This is a genomic window from Pseudomonas sp. Irchel 3E20, from assembly GCF_900187645.1.
Lineage (GTDB): Bacteria > Pseudomonadota > Gammaproteobacteria > Pseudomonadales > Pseudomonadaceae > Aquipseudomonas.
The window spans coordinates 423,247-442,809 of sequence record NZ_FYEE01000003.1 but is presented as its reverse complement, the minus strand read 5'-3'; the positions used below and the strand labels follow the sequence as shown (position 1 = coordinate 442,809).

Sequence of the window (19,563 nt, the reverse complement as noted above, 5' to 3'; positions counted from 1 at the left end):
GCTACAACAGCTGGGGTTTGAGGGCTTTTTTCGGGTAGATGTCGTAGCGGCTGGATTTGCCGTCCAGCGAATGGCTCGGCTTGGGCCCCGCGATGCACGGCGCTTTGCGCGGGCGCTTGACTACCACCCGGTGGCTGGCCAGGGCCAGCGCGGCGGCCAGCAGGGCCGGGGCGTCCGGGTCGTCGCCCACCAAGGGGCGAAACAGGCGCATTTCCTTCTTCACCAGGGCGGTTTTCTCACGGTGCGGGAACATCGGGTCCAGGTAGATCACCTGGGGCGGTTCGCCTTCCCAGCGGCCCATGACGTCGATCGAGTTGCCCTTGAGCAGGCGCATGCGCGCAACGATCGGCGCCACCTCAAAATCCTCAGCGCCACGGGCCAGGCCATCCTCCAGCAAGGCGCCGATCAACGGTTGGCGCTCGATCAGGCTCATCTCGCAGCCTAGGCTGGCCAGCACGAAGGCGTCCTTGCCCAGCCCCGCCGTGGCGTCCAGCACCCGCGGGCGCACGCCTTGGCCCACACCCACGGCCTTGGCGATCATCTGCCCACTGCCGCCGCCGTACAAACGCCGATGGGCCGCGCCGCCCTCGACGAAATCCACCCGCACCGGCCCCGGCGCGTCTGGCCCCAGCTGTTGCAGCTGTAAACCCTGGGCGCCAACCTGCAAGGCGAACTCGGCGTCCTCCAGGGCCAGGGGTAAATCCAGTTGGCCGGCCCAGTGCCGGGCCTGTTCGGCGAACGCCTCGTCCAGTGCCTGGACGATGATGCGGCAGGCCGCGGGTTGTTCAATCATGGAAAACACGCCCAAAAAATTAATGATCGGCAAAAACGGCCGATAACAAAACTATCGGGCATTTTGCCAGAGCTGAACGTCGACCGAGACAAATGTCAGAGATTATTCCCAGCACATTCGTAGGCTTTATCTCGCCCCACGGCGACTACGGCCTACGCAACTCCCAAGCACTGAGCGGCGTCAGCCACCTGTGGCAAGATTTTTTTGCCCGGGCCCTGGCCGAGCAGCAAGGGAGCGCGACGAATACGATCAAGCCGCTGGAACCGGTGGACATCGAGGGCCCCCTCGAACCCACCGCCGGCGCCGACCTGCTCAGCCACATCCTCACCCAGCGCGAATGCGACGTGCAGGACACCGAAATCCGCCCGCCCGAGCCACTGTTCCTGCCCATTGCCGAGTTTGAAGTGGAGCTGCTGGACAAACCCGCGCCGCCCTACCCGGACGACGAAATCGTCGCCCAACAGCAACAGCAGAATTTCGACAGTGGCTGGGTGCGCCCTATTGTCCTCAACGCCGGCCAACCGATTCCAGAACCCGGCCCGGCGCCTCAGCCACGGCCGCTGTTACTGCCGATTGCCGAGTTCGAACTGGAGTTGCTGGACAAACCGGCGCCGGCCTTCGCCGCCGAAGAACTGGCCGAGCAGCAGAAGCAACTCAACTACGACATCGGCTGGGCGCGCCCGCTGATTCTGAACAACCTGCGCCTCGCCGCCTGACCTGCGCTACGCCCTTAACGGCACACCCACCACGGCCCCACGTCCAGATGGAAGTGGTTGCGATGGGCCGCGTTGTAATCGGGGCCGAGCACCACGCTGAACAGGCCACACGCGCCTTCGTGCACCCGCCGCAAGAACTGCGCGTCGGCGCCCTCCCCCGGCCAATCCTTGAGCACATTGATGGCGCGCCCGTCCGCCAGGCGAAACCCGGCGATATCCAGGGCATTGGCCCGGGCGTGTTGGCTGAGGGCGCCAGTTTGGCGGTGGTACATGTTGCGGCAGGCGAAACTGCCGAGGTGATCGACCCGCGCCACGCTCTGGCCATACACCGCGTGCGCCGCCGGTTGCAGGGCATGGCGGTCGAACAGGGCAAAGGCCACCGCCAACGGGCAACTGGCCAGGAAACTGCTGCTCAGGGCCACCGGGCCGCCCTGCACCCGCACCGTGTTGGTCAACGGGCACGTGGCGGCGGGGCTGTCGCTTTGCCGTGCCACCCGCAGGCCCGCGTCCTTGAGCACCTGGTCACACAGCGCCGGGTCATCGCGCAGGCGCAGCAACTTGAAGCGGGTCAGCAGGTTCGGTGCGGCCCGCACATCCAGCGGCGCCCAGGGGTTCCAGGCTGGCGGCACCGGCAGCAGGCCTGCCCACAGCGCCAGCAACGCGGCGCCCAGCAGTACAACCGCCAGTAGCAGGATTTTCAGTACTCGCACCGTTTGTCAGCCCTTGAACAGTTGATTGGCCTGGGCGTAAGGCAGGCAGCGGTCGGTGTAGGTGAAGGTGCCGTGTTCCTGGATCTCCCGGGCAGCGGCCATAAATGCGCCGTAGGCCGCCAGGGCCATGGACGAACCGACACTGATGCGCTTGACGCCCATCTCGGCCAGCTGCGTCACGCTGAGCTTGAGCGCCCCGGACATCAGCACGTTGACCGGTTTGGGCGCCACCGCGCGCACCACCGCCAGCACCTCTTGCGGGGTGCGCAGGCCCGGGGCGTAGAGCACGTCGGCGCCAGCCTCGGCAAAGGCCTGCAAGCGGCGGATGGTGTCGTCCAGATCCGGGCGGCCATGCAGGAAGTTTTCCGCACGGGCCGTCAGCAAAAACGGGAACGGCAGGCTGCGCGCCGCCGCGACACAGGCTTCAATACGCTGCACCGCTAAGTCGAAGGGGTAGATAGGGTCACCCGCACGCCCGGTGGCGTCTTCGATGGAGCCGCCCACCGCACCCGCCTCGCTTGCCGCCAGAATGGCTTGAGCGCAGGCCTGGGGCGCGTCGGCGAAACCGTTTTCCAAATCCACCGCCACCGGCAAGGGGCTGGCCGCGACGATGGCGCGGACGTTCTCCAGGGTGTCGTTCAGGCTCAAGCCGCCGTCCGGGCGCGCCTGGGAAAAGGCATACCCGGCGCTGGTGGTGGCCAGGGCCTGGTAGCCGAGGCTGGCGAGCATTTTCGCCGAGCCGGCGTCCCAGGGGTTGGGGATCACAAACACCCCGTGCGCCTCATGCAGGGCCTTGAACCCATGGGCGAGTTGGGTTTGGTTAGGCAGGTCCATGGCGAGCTCCTTCGACGGGTTCGTCAGAGCAGGCCAAGCTGCTCCGCGGCGGGTTCTCTGTATAACTCAGGCAGCGCGGGCATGCCAGGCAACCGTGCCATCAACTGGCTATGAAAGCGTTGGGCCAGTTTGGCCGCCAGCAGGTTGTCGGCGGTGTGCAGGAAGATATACGGCGTGCGCCCTTCTTCGATCCAGGTGGCGATTTTTTCCACCCAAGGCACCAGGAACGGATCGTTGGCTTCCAACTGCGGATGGCCGATGAAGCGTACCTGTGGGAACTGGGTGAACGCCGCCGGGCGCGGCGGCACCTTGGGTTTTTTCGCCTGGGCGTGCAGGACCGAAGGCGCGGTGCTGGTGCAACTGAACAGTGCCCGCGGGTCGAGGCAAATGCGCTCCACGCCACGGTCCAGCAGCAAGCGATTGAGCTGGCGCTCGGCGTCGCCCTTGGCGAAAAAGTCGCGATGGCGTACTTCCACCGCCAGGGGCCGTTCAAGGCCATCAATGAATCCAGCCAATTCTCCCAGGCGCTGCGGTGAAAACGCGGCAGGCAATTGCAGCCACAGCGGCGACACCCGCTCGCCCAAGGGGCCGAGCAGTTGCACGAAGGTCTCGGCGGCGCTCAGTTGTTCGCGCAGGTCGCCGCCGTGGCTGATGTCGCCGGGGAACTTGGCGGTGAAGCGAAAGTGCGCGGGCATTGTCTCGGCCCAGCGTTGCACGGTGCTGGCGGCCGGGCGCGCATAGAAAGTGGTGTTGCCTTCGACCGCGTTGAAGACCTGGCTATAGAGTTCGAGAAACTGTGCGGGGCGGGCATCTTGCGGGTACAGGTACTCGCGCCAGGCGTTTTCGCTCCAGGACGGGCAACCGAGGTAATAAGGCAGCATCAGATGTGCAGGTCAAGCCCCAGCACTTCCATGTCCCAATCGACGAAACCGGCGGTGGTCAGGTAGCTGGCCAGGGCGGTGGCCACGCTTTTGCTCATGGTACGCGGGAAGATCATGTCTTGTTGGCGGGCGGGCAGGTTGGCGGTGCGGGCTTCACCGCGTACCGACACCGGGGTGTCGGCCAGTTCGATCTCGGCGTCGACGATGTCTTCGATACCCTCGTCCACCACCGCATTCGCCTTGCGCGGCTTGCGTTTGATGGGGTACGCCTGGGATGAAACGCCGTCTATACGCATAATCACATGCCCGGTATCAATGATGGCAATTTAGCGGCACCCATGCCGCTAAGCAAATGCCCAAGTGATAACTAGAACACAGAAAGGCAAAAAGGTTTAAAACCGCAGGGAAATTGCCGGGAAAACAGACGATTGGCGGGGCTGCGCGGCTCAACGGGCCTTGGGCGTCGCCACTTTGTCGCGCAGGTACACGGGTTGGGCCTGGTCGGCAGGGACGGCTTCGCCCCGTTCCCAGGCGAAACGCGCCAGGGTCAGCAGGTCTTCGGCGTGGGGCAGCATGGCCGCGTCCTGGCCGCACAGGCTGACGCCAATGCGCTCGCCATAACCCCACCCGGTGCCGGCGCCGAACCAGTCGCCACTGGCGTCAGCCGGCAATGCCGCCACTTGCGGTGGCAATACCGCTTCGCTGCCGGCCAAGCGCATTTCGCCGTCGATGGCGCGGTAGCAACCCCAGTACACCTCGTCCATGCGCGCATCGATGGCGGCCGCCACTTGCACGGCGCCGTGTTCGCGCAAGGCGCGCTGCGCCAGCACCGCCAGGTTGGACACCGGCAACACCGGGCGCTCCAAGGCGAACGCCAGGCCCTGAACCACGCCTATGGCGATCCGTACACCGGTGAAGGCGCCTGGGCCGCGGCCGAACGCAATGGCGTCCACCGCTTGCAGCGTAGTGCCCGCCTCGGCCAGCAATTGCTGGATCATCGGCAGCAGCTTTTGCGCATGCAGGCGCGGGATCACCTCGTAATGGCTCGTCACCTTGCCGTCGTGCAGCAAGGCGACGGAGCAAGCTTCGGTCGCGGTGTCCAGGGCCAGCAAGGTGCTCATCGATGTTTCCGTCACAGAGAAAAAAGTGCGCCAGTATAAACAACAACGGCCCGCAAGCGGGCCGTTGGCGATAAAGCCGATCAGGCTTATCAGCTCAGTGCTTCAAGCACTTTACCGGTAATGGCCTCGACCGAACCCACGCCCGCGATGTGGCTGTACTTGGGTTTGCCCTGGCTGGCGGCCAGGTTCTGGTAGAACTCCACCAGCGGCTTGGTCTGGGAATGGTAGACCGAGAGGCGATGACGCACGGTTTCTTCGGTGTCGTCCTTGCGCTGCACCAAAGGCTCGCCGGTAACGTCGTCTTGGCCTTCGGTTTTCGGCGGGTTGTAAATGGTGTGGTAAACGCGGCCGCTGGCCTCGTGAACACGACGACCGGCGATGCGCTGGACGATTTCTTCGTCGTCAACGGCGATTTCCACCACGTGGTCCAGCTCGACGCCAGCCTTCACCAAGGCTTCAGCCTGGGGAATGGTGCGCGGGAAGCCGTCGAACAAGAAACCGTTGGCGCAATCAGCCTGGCTGATGCGTTCCTTGACCAGGTTGATGATGAGGTCGTCGGACACCAGGCCGCCGCTGTCCATCACGCTCTTGGCGATCAGGCCCAGTTCGGTGCCGGCCTTGACCGCAGCACGCAGCATGTCGCCGGTGGAGATCTGCGGAATGCTGAATTTTTCGGTGATGAACTTAGCCTGAGTACCTTTTCCGGCCCCGGGAGCTCCCAGCAGAATTACGCGCATCGATGTGCTCCTCAATTTTTTATTTAGTAACGCTCGGATTCGCCGCGTGGGGCCAATCTGAAAAAGGGGGTAGTGGCCGCCCAAACGGCCAAAGGCTGCTCAAGATACACAGCAGGCCCTGCCCACACAAGCCGCCGAAAGTAGCAAGAACCGCCGCCGCCGTGGCTCTTGCGGGCGGGTATGCCAAGTCGCAACCCGACCACGAAGTCGCCGCCGATGGCCGGTTGCAGTGGCGTGCAACCCGCGCCGGGCGCCCCGCCACCACCACTCCCGATTCCTCAGCCGGTATTGCGCAACCCGGCGGCGATTCCGGCTACAGACACCAGCAGCGCCTGTTCTACGGGGCTGCCCTGGGCCGTCTCCTGCTGCCGGGAACGGGCCAGCAGTTCAGCTTGCAGCAGGTGCAAGGGGTCCAGGTAGGTATTGCGCAAACGGATGAATTCCAGCGTCGCCGGGCTGTGGGCCATGAGTTGCGACTGGCCGGTCAGCCCCAGCACCACGGCGCAGGCCTGCGACAATAGGTCGCGTAAATGCGCGCCCAACGGCAGCAGCTCTGGCTCCACCAGGCGCTCGTCATAGGAGCGGGCGATATCCGCGTCGGCCTTGGCCAACACCATCTCCAGCATGTCGATGCGGGTGCGAAAGAACGGCCACTGTTCGCGCATCTGTGCCAGCAACTCGCCCTCGCCTCGCTCCAGGGCCTTGCTCAGGGCCGATTCCCAACCCAGCCACGCCGGCAGCATCAGGCGCGATTGGGTCCAGCCGAAGATCCACGGGATCGCCCGCAGGCTTTCAATGCCCCCGGCGCGGCGCTTGGCCGGGCGGCTGCCCAGGGGCAAACGGCCCAGTTCCTGCTCAGGGGTGGACTGGCGGAAATACTCGACAAACTGCGGGTTCTCGCGCACCACGGCGCGGTACGCGGCCACGCCGTCGGCGGCCAGTTCGTCCATCAGCCCGCGCCAGGCCGGCTGCGGCGGCGGAGGCGGCAGCAGGGTCGCCTCCAGCACGGCGGCCAGGTAAAGGTTGAGGTTTTGCTCGGCGATGTCCGGCAGGCCGAATTTGAAGCGGATCATCTCGCCCTGCTCGGTGGTGCGAAAACGCCCCGCCACCGAACCCGGCGGCTGCGACAGGATCGCCGCATGGGCCGGGCCGCCGCCACGCCCGACGGTGCCGCCACGGCCGTGGAACAACAGCAGTTCCACTTGCTGCTCACGGCAGATGTCCACCAGGTGTTCCTGGGCCCGGTATTGCGCCCAGGCCGCGGCGGTGGTGCCGGCGTCCTTGGCCGAGTCGGAGTAACCGATCATCACTTCCTGCGGCCCTTGTAGGCGCGCGCGGTAGCCCGGCAACAGCAGCAGTTTCTCGATTACCGGCCCGGCGTTGTCCAGGTCGGCTAGGGTCTCGAACAGCGGCACCACGCGCATCGGCCGCAGTACGCCGGCCTCCTTGAGCAGCAGTTGCACCGCCAACACATCGGAGGCCGCACCGGCCATGGAAATCACGTAAGAGCCCAGGGACGCCCCCGGCGCGGCGGCGATTTCCCGGCAGGTGGCGAGCACCTCGGCGGTCTCGCCCGACGGTTTGAAGTGGCCGGGCAGCAGGGGCCGGCGGTTGCTCAGTTCACGCAGCAAAAAGGCGATGCGGTCGTCTTCGCTCCAGTCGCCGTAGCGGCCCAGGCCCAGGTAGTCGGTGATCTCCGTCATGGCCGCGGTGTGCCGCGAGGAATCCTGGCGCACGTCCAGGCGTACCAAAAACAGGCCAAAGGTCACCGCGCGGCGCAGGCAGTCGAGCAGCGGGCCGTCGGCGATCACGCCCATGCCGCATTGGTGCAGGGATTGGTAGCAAAGCAACAGCGGCTCGCGCAGGTCGCGGTTGCTGTGCAGCACCTCGGCCGGCGCCGGCACGTTCTCGGCCAGCGAGGCCTGGGCCCATTGCCGGGTGGCGCGCAAGCGATCGCGCAGTTGCTTGAGCAGGGTGCGGTAGGGTTCGGCGCTGTCGCCCACGCGGGCACGCAGCTCATCGCTGGCCTGCTGCATGGACAACTCGGCGGCCAGGTGTTCGATGTCGCGCAGGAACAAATCCGCCGCCATCCAACGCGCCAGTAACAGCACTTCGCGGGTCACCGGTGCCGTGACGTTGGGGTTGCCGTCGCGGTCGCCGCCCATCCACGAGGCGAAACGGATCGGCGCCGCCTCGAGGGGTAAATGCAGGCCCGTGGCGGCGAACAGAGCCTGGTCGGCTTTGCGCAGGGAATTGGGGATGGCGTGCCACAGCGAATGCTCGATCACCGCAAAGCCCCACTTGGCTTCGTCCACCGGGGTGGGCCGGGTGCGGCGGATTTCTTCGGTGTACCAGGCCTCGGCGATCAACCGCTGCAAGCGCTGGTGGATCTGCTCGCGCTCGGCGCGGGTCAGGTCGCGGTGATCCTGGGCGGCCAATTGGGAGGCGATGGCGTCGTACTTCTGGATCAGGGTGCGGCGCGCCACTTCCGTGGGGTGGGCGGTGAGCACCAGTTCGATGTCCAGGCGCCCCAATTGCCGGGCCAGGGCCTCGGCGCCATGGCCTTCGGCCAGCAGGCGGGCGAGGAGTTCGGGCAGCACCCGGTCCTCGAACGGCGCCGGTTGCGAGTCGTCGCGCCGGTGGATCAACTGATACTGCTCGGCAATGTTGGCCAGGTTGAGGAACTGGTTGAACGCCCGCGCTACGGGCAGCAACTCGTCTTCGCTCAACTGGCCGAGGGTGGCGCTCAGTTGCGCGTCCACGGCGCCCCGGCGGTCGGCCTTGGCGCTTTTACGAATCTGTTCGATCTTGTCGAGAAAGCCTTCCCCGTACTGTTCCCGGATGGTGTTGCCCAACAGCTCACCCAACAGGTGAACGTCTTCGCGCAGGCGCGCATCAATATCGGTCATCTACGGTTTCTCCAGCAGGCTCGGGGGCGATGGACAAGGCGCCAGAGTGCCGCCGCTGCCGGGTTCTTACAAGCCTTGTAGCAAGCGGGCTTGCCCGCTTGCTACAACAAACTCTTTAAACCTTGTGGGCAAGGGCTAGTCTCAACTGTGAGCCGTATCGCGGCTTGCCACTCACTACGGCCTGCCACGAGCAGGCAATCACTGAGGTTGCCATGAAAATCCGAGACCTGGCCCAGCACTGGGAAGAAAACGCCAAGGGCCGCCTGACCGACACCGGTTACACCATTCGCCTGGACGTCGAGGCCGCCGCACGCCTGGCGGCCATTGCCGAGATGTACCCCAAGCGCCACCCCGAAGAACTGCTCGGCGAGTTGATCGGCGCCGCCCTGGAAGAACTCGAAGCGAGCTTCCCTTACGTGCGCGGCGCCCAGGTGGTGGCCACCGACGAGGAGGACAACCCGCTGTACGAAGATGTCGGCCCCACACCGCGTTTTCTCGCCCTGTCCCGTCGTCATTTGCATGAGCTGGCTTCGGCCCCCGACAAACCCAAGCACTGACCGCCCTCGCCTCCTCGGCTACCCCCTCTGGCTACTCCCACGCCCCTCCCGGGCTGGGAGTACCCCTGGGCGCGGCAAAAGTTCCCGTTCTAGAGCCTCGCGTGCCCAATCAATTTATTTTCGGGCAATTGGCCATCTTCTCTGAACTATTCAAAAACGCCTCGGGTCACAGCCAGTACGCCAAGACTGGAACGGTCGTTTTAATTCACGCCCGCAGCCCTTCGCCCATTTGCCGCGACGGCCCCAGTCCAGGACGCATTTTTTGATGTTTTTAAGGAGTTACCCAATGGAGTTGAAGACGATGAAGACCAGCACTGCCAAAACCACGTTTAACCATCTGCGCGGGCTCAAATTGGCCGCGCTGGCAATCGGTAGCACCTTCATTCTGGCCGGTTGCGCTGGCAACCCGCCGAGCGAGCAGTACGCCGTCACCCAGTCTGCGGTCAACAGCGCAGTCACCGCTGGCGGCACCGAGTTCGCGGCCGTGGAAATGAAAGCTGCCCAGGACAAACTCAAGCAGGCCGAACTGGCCATGCACGACAAAAAGTACGACGAAGCCAAGCGCCTGGCCGAACAAGCCGAGTGGGACGCCCGCGTCGCCGAGCGCAAAGCCCAGGCCGCCAAGGCTGAGCGCGCTGTTCAGGATGCCCAGAAAGGTGTTCAGGAATTACGTCAGGAAGGCATGCGCAGCGTGCAATAAGCCGCCGCATCCACCACGCGAAACCTGCACCCTTATATCGATAGAAAGGACGAACCATTATGCGTAAACAATTGATGATCCCAGCTCTTCTGGCCCTTAGCGTTGGCTTGGCCGCGTGCTCCACGCAGCCCAACGCCAACCTGGAACAGGCGCGCACCAACTACTCCGCCCTGCAGGCCAACCCGGCTGCGAGCAAAGTCGCCGCCCTGGAAACCAAGGACGCCAGCGAATGGCTGGACAAGGCCGACAAAGCCTTCCAGGACCGCGAAGATGAAGCCAAGGTCGATCAACTGGCCTACCTGACCAATCAACGGGTAGAGGTTGCCAAGGAAACCATCAACCTGCGCACCGCTGAAGCCAACCTGAAGAACTCCGCCGCCCAGCGCGCCCAGGCTCGCCTGGATGCCCGTGACGCGCAGATCAAGCAGTTGCAGAACAGCCTCAACGCCAAGCAAACCGAGCGCGGCACCCTGGTGACCTTCGGCGACGTGCTGTTTGCCACCAACAAGGCTGAGCTCAAATCCAGCGGCCTGGTCAACATCAACAAACTGGCGCAATTCCTGGCCGAAAACCCGGACCGCAAGGTGATTGTCGAAGGCTACACCGACAGCACCGGCAGCGCGGCGTACAACCAGTCGCTGTCTGAGCGTCGCGCCAACTCGGTGCGCATGGCCCTGGTAAAAATGGGTGTCGACCCGGCCCGCATCGTGGCCCAGGGTTATGGCAAGGAATACCCGGTTGCTGAAAACAGCAGCGTTTCGGGCCGCGCCATGAACCGTCGCGTGGAAGTCACCATCTCCAACGACAACCAACCTGTAGCACCGCGTTCGACCGTCAGCGTCAACTGATTAGGTTTCACGCGTAAGAACCGGGCCCAAGGCCCGGTTTTTTTACGCCTGGCGATCAAGGCGCCAGCAGAAATTGCAGCACCCGCTCACTGAACGCAGCACCGGCCTGCACGTTGGACAGGTGCGCAGCGTAGAACTCGGCGTATTCGGCGCCCGCCACACGTGCCTGGATAAAGTGGCCGCCTGAAGGTGGCGTGACGGCGTCTTCGCTGCCGCTGATAACCAGGGTCGGCACCTTGATGGCGCCCAGTTGCTCACGCAAATCGGCATCGCGCACCGCCGCGCAGTTGGCCGCGTAGCCTTGCGGCGAGGTGGCGGCGAGCATGTCGGTGATCTTGCCGGCCTGTTCGGGGTGGGCCTGGGCGAAATCGGCGGTAAACCAGCGGGCAATCGACGCATCACGCAGGGCCACCATCGCCGCCGCGCCGTCACGCAGTACCGTTTCGATGCGCGGGTTCCACACCGACGGCTCGCCAATCTTCGCCGCCGTGTTGCACACCACCAGTTTGCCCAGCCGCTCACCCGCATTGATGCCCAGCCACTGGCCGATCAGGCCGCCCATGGACAAGCCGCAGAAATGCGCCTGGCGGATCTCCAGGGCATCGAGCAAGGCCAGAACATCGCCGCCCAACTGCGCGATGCTGTAGGGCCCCGGCGTCACCAGCGACCGGCCATGGCCGCGGGTGTCGAGGCGCAGCACGCGAAAATGCTCGGCGAACGCCGGGACCTGGGCGTCCCACATATGCAGGTCGGTGCCCAGGGAGTTGGACAACACCAGCACGGGCGCACCTTGCGGGCCATCGAGTTGGTAGTGCAGTTCGCCCTCGGCGAGTTGAACAAAAGCCACAGCAGCCTCCTTCCAGGCACAGTCAAAAAGAACCGCCCGCCGAACCGGCGAGTGGTGGTCAATCAAAGATCGTGGTGCAAATACGCCGCTTGCTTGGGCAAGCGCAAGCTGAACAGGAACGCCACCGCCATCATCGCCGTGACGTCCCAGTAAACGCTGTTCTCCATCCCCAAGGATTTAAGCCCCCAGAGTGGCTGCTCGCCCAACCGTTCGGGCGTGTGGTCAGAGTGAAAAGGTTGATCGCAGCATTGATCGAGGCTGGCATACCGCGATCGGCGGATCGCCGCCCGGACCCAGCCTGCGCCCACAACACGCTTCACCATTGCCGCTACGGGGCCTGGCTCAGACCCGCTCGATCGCCAACGCCAACCCCTGCCCCACGCCCACGCACATGGTGGCCAGGGCTTTTTTGCCGCCGCTGTGTTCCAGTTGGTGCAGTGCCGTCAGTACCAACCGCGCACCGCTCATGCCCAGTGGGTGGCCGAGGGCGATGGCGCCGCCGTTGGGGTTGACCTGAGGCGCGTCGTCGGCCAGGCCCAGCTCACGCAACACTGCCAAGCCCTGGCTGGCGAAGGCTTCGTTGAGTTCGATCACATCAAAATCACTCACCGCCAGGCCCAGGCGCTCGGTCAGTTTGCGCACCGCTGGCACCGGGCCGATGCCCATGACCCGCGGCGCCACACCGGCGCTGGCCATGCCCAGTACCCGCGCGCGCGCGGTCAAGCCGTGCTTTTTCACCGCTTCGGCCGAGGCCAGGATCAGCGCCGCCGCGCCGTCATTGACCCCCGAAGCGTTGCCGGCGGTGACGGTTTTGTCCGGGCCGTTGACCGGTTTGAGCTTGGCCAGGGTGTCCAGGGTCGCGTCACCGCGCGGGTGCTCGTCCTGCTCGACCAGCGTTTCGCCCTTTTTATGGGCAACACGCACGGCGACGATTTCTTCGGCAAAAAAGCCCCGGGCCTGGGCCGCCGCGGTGCGTTGCTGGCTGCGCAGGGCAAAGGCATCCTGGTCGGCGCGGGAGATCGCGTAGTCATCGGCCACGTTATCGGCGGTTTGCGGCATCGCATCGACACCATACTGGGCTTTCATCAACGGGTTGATGAAACGCCAGCCGATGGTGGTGTCTTCGAGTTTCATGTTGCGCGAGAACGCGGCGTCAGCCTTGCCCATGACGAACGGCGCGCGGGACATGGACTCCACCCCGCCGGCAATCGCCAACTCCATCTCGCCACTGGCGATGGCGCGGAACGCCGTGCCGATGGCGTCCATACCCGAAGCACAGAGGCGGTTGAGGGTCACGCCCGGGATGGTTTCAGGCAAGCCGGCCAGCAACAGGGCCATGCGCGCCACGTTGCGGTTGTCCTCACCGGCCTGGTTGGCGCAACCGAGGAACACCTCGTCCACCGCGCTCCAGTCCACCGACGGGTTGCGCTCAAGCAGCGCCTTGATCGGCACGGCGGCCAGGTCGTCGGCGCGCACGCCGGCCAGGCCGCCACCGAAGCGGCCGATGGGGGTGCGGATCGCATCGCAGATAAAAACGTCGCGCATCAGGCTTCTCCCGGTGCCTGGCCATGGGCCACGGCGGTGCGTGCTTCAAGGTCGCGCAGGGCGGTCAGTTCCACCTCGGTGGGCGCGGCGGTGTGTTCCACCTGCTCGGCAAACCGCACCGGCCAACCGGTGGCGGCCACCACTTGCTCGCGGGTCACGCCCGGGTGCAGCGCGGTGACGACGAATTCGTGGGTGCCGGCCTCCGGTTCCATGATGCACAGGTCAGTGATGATCCCCACCGGCCCGGCACCCGGCAAGCCCAGGCGCTGGCGCGAATCGCCACCTTCGCCGTGGCCGACCGAGGTGATGAAGTCGAGCTTCTCGACAAAGGAGCGCGAGGACTGCTTGAGGATAATCAGTACGCTCTTCGCCGAACCGGCGATCTCCGGCGCACCACCGGCACCCGGCAAGCGCACCTTGGGCTGGTGGTAATCGCCCACCACCGTGGTGTTGATGTTGCCGAAGCGGTCAACCTGGGCGGCGCCGAGGAAACCGACGTCAATGCGCCCGCCCTGCAACCAATAGCGAAAAATCTCACCGGTCGGCACGACGGTGTCAGCGGTTTCCGCCAGTTCGCCGTCACCAATGGACAACGGCAGCACCGTGGGTTTGGCGCCAATCGGGCCGGATTCGTAGATCAGCACCACGTCGGGCGAGGAGGTCAGGCGTGCGAGGTTGGCAGCCTTGGAGGGCAAGCCGATGCCGACGAAGCACACCGAGCCGTTTTTCAGGCGACGGGCAGCGGCGACGGTCATCATTTCATTGGTGGAGTAAGCCATTAGTGAGCCTCCGAAGCGGCGGCCAGTTTGGCCTGGAATTCGCTGAAGTCAGCGCTGCCGTGGATGTATTCGTTGATCCACGCGGTAAAAGTCTCACGGTCGCGGGCGATAGGGTCCCACGCTTGGTAGAAACGGTTATCGCGTTGGGTATAACCGTGGGCGTAGGACGGGTGGGCGCCGCCCGGCACGTGGCACACCGCGCTCAACGCCCAGGTCGGCAATACGCAGGCGTTCATCGGCGCATTCAAATCATCAACTATTTCTTCCACGGTAACGATGCAGCGCTTGGCCGCCAGGGCCGCTTCCTTCTGCACACCGAGAATGCCCCAGAGCAGCACGTTGCCCTTGCGGTCGGCTTTCTGGGCGTGGATCACGGTGATGTCGGGGCGCACCGACGGCACTGCCGCCAACACTTCGCCAGTGAAGGGGCAGGTCACGGTCTTAATCAGCGGGTTGACCTTGGGCAAGTCGGAACCGGCGTAGGCCCGCAGTACCGCGAACGGTAGGCCAGAGGCACCAGCCACGTAGGCGTTGGCCAGGTCGGCGTGGCTGTGTTCTTCGATTTCCAGGGCGTGAGGCCAGTGTTTTTCCACGGCATCGCGCAGGCGATGGAGGGAACCGACGCCGGGGTTGCCACCCCAGGAGAAAATCAACTTGCGCGCGCACCCGGCGCCGATCAACTGGTCGTAGATCAGGTCCGGCGTCATGCGTACCAACGTCAGGTCTTTCCTGCCCTGACGAATGATTTCATGACCCGCAGCCGTAGGAATCAGGTGAGTGAAGCCTTCGAGTGCGACGGTGTCACCGTCATTGACGAATTGCTTCACCGCGTCGTGCAGCGAAAGGATTTCAGCCATGGAGTGGGCTCCCGGGGTTGACCGACATGGACACAAAGGCGCGTGGGGTGCGCCGCGATGCCTGAAGGTTAAGCCGGGGAAAAATGCCAAACAATCCGATAATCGACTAAGTGTTCGATTATCGAACGCATTGTTGTCTAGCTATCAAAGTCTGCTGCCGACCTCAGGCGAACAGTTGGGCGCTGAGGTCGCGGCTCGCTTCCAGCAAGCCTGGGAGGAAGCGTTGTTGCAGGTCATCGCGGCTGACCCGCCCGGCGTGGGTGCTGATGTTCAGCGCCGCCAACACCTGGCCGGAGGCGTCATACACCGGCACGGCGATGGAACGCAGGCCTTGCTCCAGTTCCTGGTCAACGATGCACCAGCCCTGCTGGCGCACCTGCTGCAGGCATTCGAGCAAGGCCTGGGGGGTGTGCAGAGTGCGGCGGGTCTTGGCTTGCAGGTCGGCGTGGTCGAGGTAGTCGCGCAGCGACACATCGTCCAGGGCTGCCAACAGAATCCGCCCCATGGAGGTGCAGTAGGCCGGCAGGCGCCCGCCCACCGACAGATCGACGGAAATCAGGCGCTGGGTGGTGGCGGAACGGGCGATGTAGAGAATGTCCTCGCCTTCCAGGGTGGCCATGTTGCAGGCCTCGTGCATTTGCTCGCTCATGCGGTCCAGGTACGGCTGGGCCGACACGGCCAGGGGCGTGGACGACAGATAGGCGTGGCCCAGGGTCAGCACTTTGGGCAACAGCGAATAGGTACGGCCGTCGGTGGTGGCGTAGCCGAGTTTAATCAGGGTGTGCAGGCAGCGGCGCACGGCGGCGCGGGGAATTTCCGTACGGTGGCTGATCTGGGCGATGGTCAGGTGACGCTTGCGCTCCTGAAAGGCCTGAACCACGGCCAGGCCACGGGCCAGGGAGGTCATGAAGTCCGGGTCGCCGGTCAGCGCCTGGATACGCTTGGCCGGCGAGGCGACGATGGGTGGCGCCACGCAAGTGAAGGCATTGCGCAATTGATCGTTCATTGCTGGTCCTCGGCCATGGCGGCACTGGCGCTTCTTATATATAGAAGGAAAAGCTACGGCAGGTGGGGTAGAACCGGGCGATTATCGAACCAACGACCGATAATCGCAATTCATCCAGGGCCAGGCTCAGACTATTTACCCAGCGTTATTTAAAGGTCAAGCCTACCGGGTACTACCGTGCGCAATCGAGGCAGTTTTAATCTTCGCGCAACCGCCAAGGCCTTAGAGTTGACGCGTGATTAGATGTTCAAGCTGGAACTTGCGCACATCGACGCAACGCACAAGTTGAAGACTTTTAACTTCTGGTGATAGTGTTATTCAACCCGGCCGCTATAATGCCAGCCACTGGCGCCGGGATTTATTCAGGTTTCCGGATCCAACTCCCGCAGGTAGCTACCGTTCCACCGGCGCTACCTGCTGTCACCGTCGGCACTTATTCAGTTCCCCCGGTATTTGCAGTTGCTGGTAAATACACTGTCTCACGGCAGTGGTTTTGATCGAGTGCCGTGCCCCGCGCAACATGGATGCTGCCTGGCCAACCGAGGGTACTGCGGTGGAGCGCTAATGCGCCGCGCCCGACTTGACCGATGGCAGAGTTGCCGGCGTATCGCCAGAATTAATCTCAACTTGATAAAGGTAATACTGTGACGAAAGAAGAACTGCGCGCAGAACTTGAGCGCCAGGAACAACGTTACAAGGAAGTTTACGGCGGGGAAGTCACCACCTACGCCGCCCAACCTGAACCGGAACGCAAACCTTGGCGTAAACGCGCCAGCATTCTCGATCAGGCTTTTACCCAAGAACTGGAAAAAATGGAAAAGGAACTCAAGGCGGACGAGCCCTAGCGGCAACTGCTGCTATTCCTGACCCCGTCCCACGTCGCCGGCAAAACCTGCGGCCGGGCGGTCAACCGTCACCCCGCACGGCATACGCGAGCGGCACCTCATTAGCCCCGCGGGTGAGGTAGAAAGTCACGGGCAGCCTTCTTGCTGAAATTTCGTACAGTGCTTTCAACCCTTTGGCACAACCGCGAAGACGCTGCCTGCTCATGGCATTCTCAATAAAATCAAACCCTTGCTTCACCCTGAGAAAACCCGAGCGGCAAAATCGTCCTACAAAATATTTCGTTGAAGAATGTTACCGATGAGCAGCTAGTGCATCGATTACCAGGGTTTTCTGGCATAATCGCGCCCCCTTACGACCGGGTCAGAAAACCTTCATGATCGATTTATTCAGCGGACTAGATGCTTGGGTGCTTGTGAGCCTCTTGCTCGCCCTGGCCTTTGTCCTCGCCTTCGAGTTCATCAACGGCTTTCATGACACCGCTAACGCGGTTGCCACTGTTATCTACACCAAAGCCATGCCACCCCACCTGGCCGTGTTCTTTTCCGGTGTGTTCAATTTTCTGGGCGTGCTGCTCGGCGGCGTGGGCGTGGCCTATGCCATCGTCCACCTGTTGCCGGTGGAGCTGCTCATCAATGTGAACACCGGACACGGGCTCGCCATGGTGTTCTCGTTGCTCGCCGCGGCGATCACCTGGAACCTGGGCACCTGGTACTTCGGTATCCCGGCCTCCAGTTCCCACACGCTGATCGGTTCGATCCTCGGTGTGGGCCTGGCGAATGCGTTAATCAACGACATTCCCCTGGCCGATGGCGTCAATTGGCAGAAAGCCATCGATATCGGCGCGTCCCTGGTGTTCTCGCCCATGGCCGGTTTCCTGGTCGCGGCCCTGGTGCTGATCGGCCTGAAATGGTGGCGTCCACTGTCCAAGATGCACAAAACCCCGGACCAGCGCCGCAAACTCGACGACAAGAAACACCCGCCGTTCTGGAATCGCCTGGTATTGGTGATTTCGGCCATGGCCGTGAGCTTCGTGCACGGTTCCAACGACGGCCAGAAAGGCATCGGCCTGATTATGCTGGTGCTGATAGGCATCGTGCCGGCGCAGTTCGTCCTCGACCTGAACAGCACCACTTACCAGATCGAGCGGACCCGCGACGCCACCTTGCACCTGAGCCAGTTCTACCAGCGCAACAGCGATTCGCTGGGTGAGTTCCTGGCCCTGGGCAAGAACATCAAGGATGACCTGCCGGAGAAGTTCCGCTGCAACCCGCAGCAGACCGAACCGACCATCGCCGCCCTGCTCGGCACCCTCAAGGGGGTTTCTGACTACCATTCGCTGTCTTCCGAGAGCCGCATCGAAGTGCGTCGCAATCTGCTCTGCCTGGACGACACCGCGAAGAAAGTGGGCAAGCTGCCTGGCCTGGCCGCGCGTGAGAAGTCCGACCTGGACAAACTGCGCAAGGACTTGACCGCCACCACCGAATACGCGCCGTTCTGGGTCATCCTGGCCGTCGCCCTGGCCCTGGGCCTAGGCACCATGGTCGGCTGGAAACGCGTGGTGCTGACCATCGGCGAGAAGATCGGCAAGCAGGGCATGACCTACGCCCAGGGCATGTCGGCGCAGATCACCACGGCATGCATGATCGCCATGGCCAACATCTTTAGCCTGCCGGTATCGACCACCCACGTGCTGTCTTCTGGCGTGGCGGGCACCATGGTTGCCAACAAAAGCGGCCTGCAAGGCGGCACGGTGAAAACCATCCTGCTGGCCTGGGTGCTGACCCTGCCCGCCACCGTCGGCCTGTCGGCCGGCTTGTTCTGGGCAGCGTCGAAAGTCCTCGCCAGCTGATTCCAGGCGCAGGACAAAAAAAGGTGCACCCGCAAGGGTTGCACCTTTTTTTATAGTCGTCGGCGCCACCAGCACTTTCTTGCGGGCAAAAAAAAGGGCAACCGAAGTTGCCCAAAATGCCTTGCGTGCTCGTGTAACTGAAAAGACCTATGGCTTTTTGCGCTTATTTGCGTCTTTCCAGATGAAGAATCCAAACCCTGCAAAAAACAGAACCATGAGGCCGACTGTCAGCACTCCGGCTATCACCACATTATCGAAAAACATGACTGGCCTCCTGCGCTCGCCTTGTTGCGATGGAGCTAAGTTAACCAATCGGCGGGAGGAGAAAATTGACCGGGATCAATGGCGCCCGCAAGAGCGCGCAAAGGAGGGGGAATAACTGACGTGCATCAACAAATACGGGGGGTTTCAGCGTTTTTTCGGTTTGTTCTTCGGTTTTTTCTTCGCCTTGCCCAACGGCATGGCCTGCTCGAACGCGTTGCGCACTTCGTTCAGGCGTTTTTCCTTGAGGTCATGGATACGCTTGGTGCGTTCGCTATTGAGGTCGATCAGGTTGTCGTCTTGGCTCATGAGGCTCGCCTGGCAGTCGGATTCAGGGGCGTTGCAAGCGCCAGAGTAAGGAGCCCGCGCGCGCAAATCAAACCTCGACGTCCACCCACAGGCCTTGGCGCGGTTGCTCTTCCATCAAGGGCGCCACCGGCACGGTGTTGTCGCTGTTGAGTTCATCGCCCGGGATCGCCAAATGCTCCTCGGGGTCTTGCTGGGCCTCGCGCTCGCGCTGTTGGCGCTGCTGGCGGCGCTGCTGTTCTTCACGCAGGAGCAAGGCGGCCTGTTCGGCATCGCGTTTTTGCAGGTCGATGGTGCTTTCATTGGAGCCGGGTTGCACCGGTACAACCGGCGGAATATCCGGTTTGACGCGCACGGGGTCCTGTTGCGAGGTGATGGGGACGACGCTCAACGGCAAGATCGGTGGCAGCATGATTGTTGTTCTCCTGTGGGCAGGCTGTCGGCTGCACGGTCGGCGACTT

22 protein-coding genes are annotated in these 19,563 nt (G+C 63.4%); 6 read left to right on the top strand and 16 right to left on the bottom strand.

Features of this window, described 5'->3' with window-relative positions; all coding sequences use genetic code 11:
- Nucleotide 1 precedes the first annotated feature (1 nt).
- Nucleotides 2–793: a class I SAM-dependent methyltransferase gene (locus CKW13_RS08380; RefSeq protein ID WP_095108191.1), complete on the bottom strand. Its 792-nt coding sequence runs from the start codon at nt 791–793 to the stop codon at nt 2–4.
- Between the two features lie 92 nt (nt 794–885).
- Between CKW13_RS08380 and CKW13_RS08375 the strand changes: the two genes are divergently transcribed.
- On the top strand, nt 886–1,509 hold the full coding sequence (locus tag CKW13_RS08375; protein ID WP_095108116.1) for an energy transducer TonB: 624 nt from the start codon (nt 886–888) through the stop codon (nt 1,507–1,509).
- 14 nt (nt 1,510–1,523) lie between these two features.
- Here the strand turns inward: CKW13_RS08375 and CKW13_RS08370 are convergent, their stop codons facing one another.
- The 7 genes from CKW13_RS08370 to ppc form a co-directional block, all read right to left on the bottom strand.
- Nucleotides 1,524–2,219: an extensin family protein gene (locus tag CKW13_RS08370; protein WP_095108115.1), complete on the bottom strand. Its 696-nt coding sequence runs from the start codon at nt 2,217–2,219 to the stop codon at nt 1,524–1,526.
- A 6-nt stretch (nt 2,220–2,225) separates the two neighbouring features.
- On the bottom strand, nt 2,226–3,053 hold the full coding sequence (locus tag CKW13_RS08365; protein ID WP_095108114.1) for an oxaloacetate decarboxylase: 828 nt from the start codon (nt 3,051–3,053) through the stop codon (nt 2,226–2,228).
- 23 nt (nt 3,054–3,076) lie between these two features.
- Nucleotides 3,077–3,937, bottom strand: coding sequence for a DUF72 domain-containing protein (locus tag CKW13_RS08360; RefSeq protein ID WP_095108113.1), 861 nt, complete (start codon nt 3,935–3,937; stop codon nt 3,077–3,079).
- Entirely contained in the window at nt 3,934–4,230 is a 297-nt protein-coding gene (locus tag CKW13_RS08355) for a hypothetical protein (RefSeq protein WP_095108190.1), read from the bottom strand. Before CKW13_RS08355 ends, CKW13_RS08360 begins: the two co-directional genes overlap by 4 nt.
- Nucleotides 4,231–4,380: 150 nt before the next feature.
- Nucleotides 4,381–5,055 (bottom strand): tRNA (adenosine(37)-N6)-threonylcarbamoyltransferase complex dimerization subunit type 1 TsaB, encoded by a 675-nt coding sequence (gene tsaB, locus CKW13_RS08350; RefSeq protein ID WP_095108112.1) that lies wholly within the window; start codon nt 5,053–5,055, stop codon nt 4,381–4,383.
- 89 nt (nt 5,056–5,144) lie between these two features.
- Nucleotides 5,145–5,792 carry an adenylate kinase gene (gene adk, locus CKW13_RS08345; protein WP_095108111.1) on the bottom strand — a complete coding sequence of 216 codons (648 nt, stop codon included), beginning with the start codon at nt 5,790–5,792 and terminating at the stop codon, nt 5,145–5,147.
- A 278-nt stretch (nt 5,793–6,070) separates the two neighbouring features.
- Nucleotides 6,071–8,701 carry a phosphoenolpyruvate carboxylase gene (gene ppc / locus CKW13_RS08340; RefSeq protein ID WP_095108110.1) on the bottom strand — a complete coding sequence of 877 codons (2,631 nt, stop codon included), beginning with the start codon at nt 8,699–8,701 and terminating at the stop codon, nt 6,071–6,073.
- Nucleotides 8,702–8,913: 212 nt separating this feature from the next.
- On the opposite strand from ppc, the gene CKW13_RS08335 reads away from it, so the two are divergent.
- The 3 genes from CKW13_RS08335 (at nt 8,914) to CKW13_RS08325 (ending at nt 10,806) form a co-directional block, all read left to right on the top strand.
- Nucleotides 8,914–9,258, top strand: a complete 345-nt coding sequence (locus tag CKW13_RS08335; RefSeq protein WP_095108109.1) for a pilin assembly protein — start codon at nt 8,914–8,916, stop codon at nt 9,256–9,258.
- 286 nt (nt 9,259–9,544) lie between these two features.
- Nucleotides 9,545–9,958, top strand: a complete 414-nt coding sequence (locus CKW13_RS08330) for a DUF4398 domain-containing protein (protein WP_095108108.1) — start codon at nt 9,545–9,547, stop codon at nt 9,956–9,958.
- A 59-nt stretch (nt 9,959–10,017) separates the two neighbouring features.
- Complete coding sequence (locus CKW13_RS08325; protein ID WP_095108107.1) at nt 10,018–10,806, top strand: OmpA family protein; 789 nt, start codon at nt 10,018–10,020, stop codon at nt 10,804–10,806.
- A 55-nt stretch (nt 10,807–10,861) separates the two neighbouring features.
- On the opposite strand, the gene pcaD is transcribed toward CKW13_RS08325, so the two are convergent.
- The 5 genes from pcaD to pcaR form a co-directional block, all read right to left on the bottom strand.
- A complete protein-coding gene (gene pcaD, locus CKW13_RS08320; RefSeq protein ID WP_095108106.1) occupies nt 10,862–11,653 on the bottom strand; it encodes a 3-oxoadipate enol-lactonase in 792 nt (263 codons plus the stop codon).
- Nucleotides 11,654–11,995: 342 nt separating this feature from the next.
- Entirely contained in the window at nt 11,996–13,201 is a 1,206-nt protein-coding gene (pcaF, locus tag CKW13_RS08310; RefSeq protein WP_176465075.1) for a 3-oxoadipyl-CoA thiolase, read from the bottom strand.
- Nucleotides 13,198–13,977, bottom strand: a complete 780-nt coding sequence (locus CKW13_RS08305; protein ID WP_095108103.1) for a CoA-transferase subunit beta — start codon at nt 13,975–13,977, stop codon at nt 13,198–13,200. Before CKW13_RS08305 ends, pcaF begins: the two co-directional genes overlap by 4 nt.
- A complete protein-coding gene (locus CKW13_RS08300; RefSeq protein ID WP_095108102.1) occupies nt 13,977–14,834 on the bottom strand; it encodes a CoA transferase subunit A in 858 nt (285 codons plus the stop codon). Before CKW13_RS08300 ends, CKW13_RS08305 begins: the two co-directional genes overlap by 1 nt.
- Before the next feature lie 163 nt (nt 14,835–14,997).
- The gene (pcaR, locus tag CKW13_RS08295) at nt 14,998–15,840 is read right to left on the bottom strand and encodes a pca regulon transcriptional regulator PcaR (RefSeq protein WP_095108101.1); all 843 of its coding nucleotides are present in this window, start codon (nt 15,838–15,840) and stop codon (nt 14,998–15,000) included.
- Nucleotides 15,841–16,484: 644 nt separating this feature from the next.
- Here pcaR and CKW13_RS08290 point away from each other — a divergent pair.
- Nucleotides 16,485–16,685 (top strand): hypothetical protein, encoded by a 201-nt coding sequence (locus CKW13_RS08290; protein WP_095108100.1) that lies wholly within the window; start codon nt 16,485–16,487, stop codon nt 16,683–16,685.
- Between the two features lie 374 nt (nt 16,686–17,059).
- Nucleotides 17,060–18,535 carry an inorganic phosphate transporter gene (locus CKW13_RS08285; protein ID WP_095108099.1) on the top strand — a complete coding sequence of 492 codons (1,476 nt, stop codon included), beginning with the start codon at nt 17,060–17,062 and terminating at the stop codon, nt 18,533–18,535.
- A gap of 147 nt (nt 18,536–18,682) precedes the next feature.
- Here the strand turns inward: CKW13_RS08285 and ccoM are convergent, their stop codons facing one another.
- The 3 genes from ccoM to CKW13_RS08275 all read right to left on the bottom strand — a co-directional run bounded on the left by ccoM (nt 18,683) and on the right by CKW13_RS08275 (nt 19,514).
- Nucleotides 18,683–18,799, bottom strand: coding sequence for a cytochrome c oxidase subunit CcoM (ccoM, locus tag CKW13_RS24870; protein ID WP_015634423.1), 117 nt, complete (start codon nt 18,797–18,799; stop codon nt 18,683–18,685).
- 144 nt (nt 18,800–18,943) lie between these two features.
- Nucleotides 18,944–19,105, bottom strand: coding sequence for a hypothetical protein (locus CKW13_RS24410; RefSeq protein WP_095108098.1), 162 nt, complete (start codon nt 19,103–19,105; stop codon nt 18,944–18,946).
- A 67-nt stretch (nt 19,106–19,172) separates the two neighbouring features.
- A complete protein-coding gene (locus CKW13_RS08275; protein WP_095108097.1) occupies nt 19,173–19,514 on the bottom strand; it encodes an aspartate-semialdehyde dehydrogenase in 342 nt (113 codons plus the stop codon).
- Nucleotides 19,515–19,563 lie beyond the last annotated feature (49 nt).